Source organism: Cytophagia bacterium CHB2, assembly GCA_030263535.1.
Classification (GTDB): Bacteria; Zhuqueibacterota; Zhuqueibacteria; order Zhuqueibacterales; family Zhuqueibacteraceae; genus Coneutiohabitans.
In genome coordinates, this window is sequence record SZPB01000112.1 from 17,074 (window position 1) to 25,102 (window position 8,029).

General features: G+C 54.7%; 6 protein-coding genes and 1 pseudogene (1 of these 7 cut by a window edge). 3 read left to right on the top strand and 4 right to left on the bottom strand.

Features of this window, described 5'->3' with window-relative positions; genetic code table 11:
- Positions 1-535: pseudogene (locus FBQ85_12725) on the bottom strand (hypothetical protein); it reaches 278 nt to the left of the window's first position.
- A 10-nt stretch (positions 536-545) separates the two neighbouring features.
- Complete coding sequence (locus tag FBQ85_12730) at positions 546-2,561, bottom strand: hypothetical protein (protein MDL1876018.1); 2,016 nt, start codon at positions 2,559-2,561, stop codon at positions 546-548.
- A gap of 225 nt (positions 2,562-2,786) precedes the next feature.
- On the opposite strand from FBQ85_12730, the gene FBQ85_12735 reads away from it, so the two are divergent.
- Positions 2,787-3,785, top strand: a complete 999-nt coding sequence (locus tag FBQ85_12735; GenBank protein MDL1876019.1) for a Gfo/Idh/MocA family oxidoreductase — start codon at positions 2,787-2,789, stop codon at positions 3,783-3,785.
- A 5-nt stretch (positions 3,786-3,790) separates the two neighbouring features.
- Here FBQ85_12735 and FBQ85_12740 read toward each other — a convergent pair whose 3' ends face one another.
- Complete coding sequence (locus tag FBQ85_12740; protein ID MDL1876020.1) at positions 3,791-5,293, bottom strand: AbgT family transporter; 1,503 nt, start codon at positions 5,291-5,293, stop codon at positions 3,791-3,793.
- Positions 5,294-5,719: 426 nt separating this feature from the next.
- On the opposite strand from FBQ85_12740, the gene FBQ85_12745 reads away from it, so the two are divergent.
- A complete protein-coding gene (locus FBQ85_12745) occupies positions 5,720-6,415 on the top strand; it encodes a glycosyltransferase family 1 protein (protein MDL1876021.1) in 696 nt (231 codons plus the stop codon).
- A 41-nt stretch (positions 6,416-6,456) separates the two neighbouring features.
- Positions 6,457-7,494: a flippase-like domain-containing protein gene (locus FBQ85_12750; protein ID MDL1876022.1), complete on the top strand. Its 1,038-nt coding sequence runs from the start codon at positions 6,457-6,459 to the stop codon at positions 7,492-7,494.
- A gap of 33 nt (positions 7,495-7,527) precedes the next feature.
- Here FBQ85_12750 and FBQ85_12755 read toward each other — a convergent pair.
- The coding region (locus FBQ85_12755; GenBank protein ID MDL1876023.1) for a DUF433 domain-containing protein at positions 7,528-8,029 on the bottom strand (502 nt) is incomplete at its 5' end.

Sequence of the window (8,029 nt, forward strand, 5' to 3'; positions counted from 1 at the left end):
CATATCTTGCGCCTTCGCTTTCCCTCACACCTTGATATTCCAATTTTGCTCCCGGATCTTTTAGCTTGAAGGGCATGAACAGCCAGTAGGTATCGTTGATGAAGCGGGTGTACGCCATGCCGAGCAGGCTGTGCGTTTCATCGACGCCGGCAGGCTTGCCGTTTACGAACACCTTGCCGTCCTGCTGTGAATTGAGATTGAAGTAAGCCAGGAGATGATCGTTGCCCAAGCTGCCTTCTAGGCGATAGCGGTGGGCGGCGCGATCCCAATCGTGCCGCCAATCCACGATTTTTCCGGTGTCGCTCTGCACGACGTAGCGAAATGAAAAATAGTTGATTGTTGCAAACGCTTCCGGGCCGCCGAGCGCTTGCATGGCTTGTTCGGCTATACGGATTGCAGTTGAATCGGATTGGGAGGCGTCGAAACGGAGGGCATATGCCTCTGACGTGGACTCCTGTACCGGCTCTGAATCACACGCCCACGTAAAAAGGCCGGCAAACGCGAGCAGCGCCGCCCGGCCCCAAAATCCTTTCATGAAAGCGTCCTTAATAATGAATCGTTATTCGTTTGATGCGATTTCCGACGTGCAGCACGTCCACGACTTCCATGCCTTTGCGCACGCGCGCAAAAATGGTATAGCGCCCGTCGAGATGCGGCTGATCGGAATGCGTAATAAACCACTGTGAACCTTCCGTGTCCGGCCCGACGCTCGCCATGCCGACCATGCCGCGCGTGTAGCGCAGGCGGCTGAATTCCGAGCGCACGGAATAACCGGGCGAGCCCCACATGTCGCCGCGCGGATCGCCGGTTTGCATCACGAAATTCGGCACGACACGATGAACGAGCAAGCCGTCAAAGAATTTGCGTTCGGCCAGGCGCACGAAGTTTAGCGATACCAGCGGCGCTTCTTCCGGAAAAAACTGCAGTTCAAACTCGCCGGCATCGGTTTCCACCACCGCCGAAGCGTTGCGCAGCTTGGCAATCTCCTTGTATTGAAAATCAGCCTGGGGCAACGTCTCACTGGGAAGTTTGTCGCTATAATCCTGCCCGGTAAGTTTCTTGAGCGCAGCAGCAGCAGCAGCGGCAAACGGTTTATCGGTCACGGACAACGCTTTTTCCAGCAAGGGTTGCGCCGCGGGGTTGCGGCAATCCGCCAGCGCGCTGAAGATCATTTGTGCCGCTTCAATATCGACCGGCTGCGGCAGGCGTTGATAGGCTTCGATGATTGCCGCCGCATGCTCTTGCCGGCCGCTGGTATCCGCCGCCAAATTTTGCGCGGCCACCGCCGTCAAAACTTGATCGCCGCTGGCGAGAGTATTTAGATATATCGGCATTGCCTGTTTTTGCGCAGGAATTTTCGGCAACGCTTCAAGCGCCGCTATGCGCACCAGCGAGGCCTCGTCGGCAGCCAGTTTTTCTAAAATTGGAAATGCCTCTGCTGACCGGGTTTCGCCCGCAGCTTGCGCGATGCCGGCGCGAACGTGATTGTTGGCGTGAGCCGCAAGCGGCGTCAAATGTTGCAACGCTTCCTTGCCCAATGCTTGCGCCAGCGCCACGGCAGCCGCGACTTGTTCTTGCCAGGGGGATGCTACATTCCCATTGGCATGCGCCGTTCCCAAATGTGCAATTAAAAAATCAATCGTAGCTGAAGGCGTTGGATCCGGCGCCGGATTTTGGGCTGCCTGCTCATAGGCCATGCCGATCGCGCGCAGCGCTGCCAGGCGAACGTGCATGTTGTCGTCCTTCACCGGCAAGAGACTGGGCGCGGCTAAATCGTCCGGTGTGATCAAATTGCCGAGAGCAGAGGTGGCGTTGACGCGTACGCGCCAATCCGGATCTGAGCCGGCAAGCTGGCGCAACGCCGGAACGGCTTTGCGATCATTCAACATGCCCAGGGCGCGTGCGGCTTGCATCTGCACGCGCGGGCTGCGATCGCGCAACGCCTTTTCCAGGGCAGGCGCCGTGGCTGCATCCGCGAGGCGAAAAAGAGCATAGGCCGAGCGCCAACGCACTTCTTCGTTATCGTCTTGCAACAACTCTGTTAATTTGGCGCTCCACGAGGGCCGCGAGAAACGGCGATGCGCCAGCCGCCCAACGGTGAGCGCCGCTTCCGCGCGAATAATCGGTATGTCATCCAACATCAATGCAATAAGGGTGGAATCAATTTTATTGAGGGAGGAGTCGCTCGCCACTTTGCCCAGGGCTTCGATCAAATGCAGGCGAACTTCCAGATCCTTTTCATCGGAGAGAAATTGCAGCAACACCCCGGCAGTATTGGGCTGCGCGAGTTGTCCCAACGCAAACGCAGCCTCAACGCGCACAGCCGGGCTGCCGGAGCGCAGCAGATCGACGAGCGTGGGCGCGGCATCGGGATCTTGCGAGCGGCCTAGCGCAATGGCCGCGCGCTTTTTAATGTCGTCTTTGGGATGGATGGCGAATTTTGCCAGCTCTTTCGCGGGCGCGCGGCGATTTTCGAGGCGAATAATGGCGGCGATTTCTTTATGATTGTTACGGCAACTGGTAAGCGCGAGGATAAACAAAAAAATGAAAGCTCTCTTCATGATGTTGACTCTAACGGTGGCCCAAAGAGATTGAACGTCAAAAAATTATGTGGATAATACCCACGCGCCTGCAAAAATGCAAGGCTTTTACGCCGCTTATAACAGCGCTGTAACAATCGTGTCCCCGGCCGATGCGAGGGAACGGCGGTTCACTCTGGCAAAAATCAATTTGTGGTCAAACTCAAATTGCGCTACATTCAATTTGAAATCAGATAAGGAACGATTATGAATCTTATTCGCCTTGGTGTTGCCGGCGTTGGCCGCTTGGGCGCATTGCACGCTGCGCGGTTGCGAGAAATTTCTGGCATCGCTTTCTCCGGCATCTTTGACACGGATCTTGCGCGCGCCCAAAGCGTCGCGGAGCAGCATGGCATTCGTTATTTTTCTTCGTTGGAAGAATTATTACAAGCATGCGATGCTGTCACAATCGCCGTGCCAACGACTCACCATCATCAAACCGCCAGGGCGGCATTGGCCGCCGGCAAGCACGTCTTTATTGAAAAACCGATTACGGCGGCAATCGCCGAGGCGCGCGAGTTAATCAATCTTGCCCACGACAGACAACTCGTTTTGCAAGTGGGGCACATTGAGCGTTTTAATGCGGCGCTGCGCGCGCTTGCAGCATTTCCGCTAAGCCCGCGCTTCATCGAGTCGCATCGCATGGCCTCATTCGATCCGCGCGGCACCGACGTCGCCGTTGTGCTCGATTTGATGATTCACGATATTGACATCATTTTGCATCTCGTCAAAAGCCCGTTGGTGCGCGTTGATGCCAATGGCGTGGCCGTGGTTTCGCACGAACCGGATATTGCCAATGCGCGGCTGCAATTCGCCAATGGCTGCGTTGCCAACGTTACGGCAAGCCGCATTTCACAAAAGAAAATGCGGAAAATGCGCCTGTTTCAGCGCGATGCCTATATCTCGATTGATTTTCTGCAAGGCTTCAGCGAGATTTTTCGGCTAACGGCGCCGGACGAATCCGCGCGCGGCATGGCTTTCCCACTGCTGCTCGGCAAGCTCGATCAAGGCGCGCGGCCGCGCCACATCGTTTATGAAAAAATGGACGCGCCCGAAGGCAATGCCTTGCGCATGGAATTGGAAAGCTTTGTGCATGCGATACAGCAGGCCGAGCCGCCGCCCGTGACCGGCGAAGACGGCCTGCGCGCGCTGGAAGTGGCGACGCAGATCACGGCAATGATCAAAGAGCAAATTTTGGATAATTGAGCGCTTCACTTCGCCAAATACAATCCTGCTCCGGGTCCCACCGGTATATCGAGCAATACCCAAATTGCCAACATCGCTGACCACACAATCAAGAAAGCCACGGTGTACGGAACCATCGTTGCGATCACCGTGCCAATGCCCGCCTCTTTGCTGTAGCGCTGCACGAATGCGACAATCAATGCAAAGTATGACATCATCGGCGAGATGATGTTGGTGCAGGAATCGCCGATGCGGTAGGTCACCTGCGTCAGTTCTGGTGTATAGCCGAGCAGCATGAACATGGGCACGAACACCGGCGCCATGATTGCCCACTTGGCCGAGGCGCTGCCCATGAACATGTTGATGCCGGTCGAGAGCAGCACAAAACTCAACAGCAACGGAATGCCGTGAAAGCCGATGGCTTTGAGAAACTCCGCGCCATGCACTGCGATGATCAACCCGAGATTCGTCCAGGAAAAATACGCCACGAACTGCGCCGCAAAAAATACCAGCGTGATATACGACGCGAGCGTGCCCATGGCTTTGCCCATCGCGTTTACGATGTCAGCGTCTTTGCGCACCGTGCCGGCGCCCAAGCCGTAGGCAATGCCCACGATTGCCGAAGCCAGAAACACAATCGCCACAATGCCGGAAAGAAAGGGCGAATGCAGAAAATCCGTATTCTTCGGATCGCGCAGAATGCCGTCAGTCGGCACCACCGCCCACAACAAAAATCCGATAATGAGGAGTGATGCCACCAACGCATACGCCAGCCCGCGTTTTTCTGCCGCCGAAAGCGGCTGCAAATCCAAGGCTTTCTCCGCGCCCTCGTATTTTCCCAAACGCGGCTCCACGATTTTTTCCGAAACCCAGGTGCCGGCTGCGGTGAGAACGAAGGTCGAAGCCACCATGAAATAGTAGTTGCAGGCGGGATTCACGATGTAGCTCGGATCGATGATGCGCGCCGCCTCTTGTGATAAACCGGAGAGCAAAGGATCGACCGTTCCCAACAACAGATTGGCGCTGTAACCGCCGGAAACGCCGGCAAACGCGGCTGCCAAACCCGCCAGAGGATGCCGCCCGACGGCCAGGAAAATAACCGCGCCCAACGGCACCAGCAAAACATAGCCGATTTCCGAAGCCGCATTCGACATTACGCCGGCGAAGACAATTACCATGGTCAATAACCGCGGCGGCGCTGAGAGCACGAGCAAGCGAATCGCTGCGCCCAGCAAGCCCGTGCCTTCGGCGACGCCGATACCGAGCAACGCCACCAACACGGTTCCCAACGGCGCAAAGTTGGTGAAGTTGCGCACCATTTCCGTCATGATGCGCCGCAAACCCTCGCCGCTGAGCAAGCTGACGGCTTCAATCGTTTGGCCCGTGCCGGGATGAATCGCAGACAAGCCAAACGCCGCGGCAATGGCAGAGACGATGATCACGCCAAAGGCAAAAAGCGCGAATAAACTCGTGGGATGCGGTAGCAGATTTCCGACGCGCTCAACGACATCGAGGGCGCCATAAAACATTCGGCTGCTGAGGCGGAATTTCCATTTCATGTCTTTCTCCGATTGAGGTGTCGAATAAAAGTTGCACAATAAAGGCCTTCGATCTTCCAAAAGCAAGCAGAACCTTGATTACGTCTTCGGCTTACGCTCTCGTAATTCCGCGCAATCTTGATGATAAAAACTAGCCGGGTTGAAGCGATCACAATGATCATCAAACTTGTTTATGCTCTCCGAAGCCCTATAAACATTGATCGAAAGAAGCAATTTGAATCCGCCCAGATTCGTTCATTTTCTGCCAGCAAGTGGTTTGAATTTTGCATGAGGTTGTGCGCTAGCAAATGGCTGATACAATTTTTCCGTGGCTTGACAATGACATGGTTATATCGCTCACAAAGGATTGTGAGGATTACCTCAGAGTATAACAACTCTGCGACACTTTAAGAAAGGATGCTTAACATGCGGGTAGCATTTTTTGCCGAGAGCGCTTCGGCACAGTCAAAGGCGTATGCCAATCTGTTTGTACACGTGTTTCCCCACCTGCAAAACTTCAATTTCCATCTGCGGTATTTCACGAATACCGTCTCACCTGAAGCGGCAAATGCGGAACAAATCATGCGTGTGCGCACAATCTCTTCCGCCTTTTATCCCGCGCAAGAGGAGGCGCAAGCCGTTCGTGACGATCTTTCCAGCGTGCTTGGCAAATTCCGCCCGGACATTATTCATCTGGCTGATACTTCGCTGGTCAGCTTGTTGGGAATGAGTTATGCGCGTGCGCATCGCTTGCCGCTCGTGGCTTCCTACTCTCCCGAGGAGAATGATCGCCTGGATGCGGATTATCTGTGCTGGTTCTATGGCGCTTGCCAGACGGTTTTTGCGTCTTCCCCTCAAGAGTTGTACGAGCTGAACCGTCTCGGCCTGAAAAAAGTGCAACGCCGCGTGGCCGGCGCAGATGCCAAAGCTTTGGCGCAACAACTGCGCGTTTGTTATCACAAATTGTCCAACAATTCTTCTCCGGCAACGAACATGGCCAAAACTGCGCCCCGGTTTGACGCTAGCGCACCGGTTCTCCACGAGGTGAACGCCTCGCCTCGTCGCCGAAACACGGACATTACCGTTGCGCTGCCGCAATTGGCCACGGCATAAACGATTTTGGCTCTCTCGCTTACCTCCGTTCTCTTTTTTTCATGCGTTTGATTTTGGTTTTGAGTCTCGGCTTGCTGATCACGGCAATTTACTCCGCCTGCACGATTGATCAGCAAGCTTTTGAGGCCCTGCGACATTTCCCGCTGCACTACGCGCTGCTTTTGTTGGCCATGGCTCTGCTGCCGTGGTTCACCAGCACCATCCGGCTTTCGGTGTGGATGACTTTTTTGAAACATCCCGTCCGATTCAACGAGTTGTTTCGCATCATACTTGCGGCCGACGCCGTTGCGGCGGTGACGCCAACGGCCGTGGGCGGCGGTTATTTTAAATTTGGCTGGTTGATCAAGCGCGGCGTTCCTGCCGGCCCAGCCGCCTCGTTGATGATTTTGGGAACGCTGGAAGAATATGCTTTCTTTTTGATCAGCATTCCGGTGGTATTTTGGTTTTCACCGGCGGCGCGCGGGGTGTTCATTGAAATTTGGAACAAGCTTCCCGCAGGAACATTACGGGGAGAAGAGGTTTTCTCCTACGTCGTTTTGCCGCTGATTGGAATGGCGCTGGCGGGACAACTGATGTGGCGCTTTATGAATGAAGCGCACAAAACCAGGCTCAGAAATTTTTGGAGAGGCGTGCGCCGGCAGGCGAAGCTCGGTTTTGACACCCTGCGGATGGTGGCGGCAAAAGGCGGCTGGCGGTTCGCCGTCACAGTAGGATTGGCGGGTGTGCATTGGGTTTGCCGCTGCAGCTTGCTGGTGATTTTGTTAGAAGGCTTGCGCCAACAGCTCGACGCGATGTCTGTGATCATATCGCAATGGCTGCTGTTTATGTTGATGAATTTTATGCCCTCGCCGGGCGCGGTGGGCGGCGCCGAATTCGGATTCGTGCTCTTTTATCGCGCCTTGCTGCCGGAGAATTTTGTTGGGGTATTGTCAACCGCGTGGCGCATGTTGACGTTCACGTTGCCGGTGGGATTGGCGGCGCTGGTGTTTATGATGCAAGTGAGGAGGGATAAAAAAGACTCGACCCCGAAATGTCAGTTGGCCTTCATTTATAGCGATGCAGCCACTCGACACGATTGATCATGTCAATGATATTGGTGTCCAGATTGAGCCTCACTTGCACCGGGTCTCTCCCCACGTCTTTTTCTCCCAATATTCCTCAGTATTTTGTTCAATCTCTTTATCGATCTGTTGCTTGTGATCATAATAATACGAAAGGGCGCTGTGAATTTGAGACAGAGTCAAGCCTGGAAAGCTTTGTGCCAATTCTTCCGCTGTCATGCCAAGGCGAAGAACATAGATGACAATTGCGCGAACCGAAAGATTCATATCACGGACAGACGGCTTGCCTCCATGAATATCTTTTCGTCGTGAGATGTGCGGGTACCGATGGCGGCCGTTAGGGGATTTGGGGTGTGTCGCAGTTTTTTGAACGTGTCGTCGCTTTCGGTGGCATAACCGGCATGTTCTCAAAGGCCACAAATACGGAAAGAGGTGTTCGTGGGAATCCCCGATCAGAAAAAACACAACAAGATTGTTTAAAAAAATCACTTCACCATCGGCAAGCCGTACTTCTTGGCCTTGCGGTAAATCGTCGCGCGGCCGATGCCGAGTT

Coding starts and splice junctions, on each gene's coding strand:
- FBQ85_12730 (MDL1876018.1), bottom strand. CDS start 2,561: ATGAAGAGAGCTTTCATTTTTTTGTTTATCCTCGCGCTTACCAGTTGC.
- FBQ85_12735 (MDL1876019.1), top strand. CDS start 2,787: ATGAATCTTATTCGCCTTGGTGTTGCCGGCGTTGGCCGCTTGGGCGCA.
- FBQ85_12740 (MDL1876020.1), bottom strand. CDS start 5,293: ATGTTTTATGGCGCCCTCGATGTCGTTGAGCGCGTCGGAAATCTGCTA.
- FBQ85_12745 (MDL1876021.1), top strand. CDS start 5,720: ATGCTTAACATGCGGGTAGCATTTTTTGCCGAGAGCGCTTCGGCACAG.
- FBQ85_12750 (MDL1876022.1), top strand. CDS start 6,457: ATGCGTTTGATTTTGGTTTTGAGTCTCGGCTTGCTGATCACGGCAATT.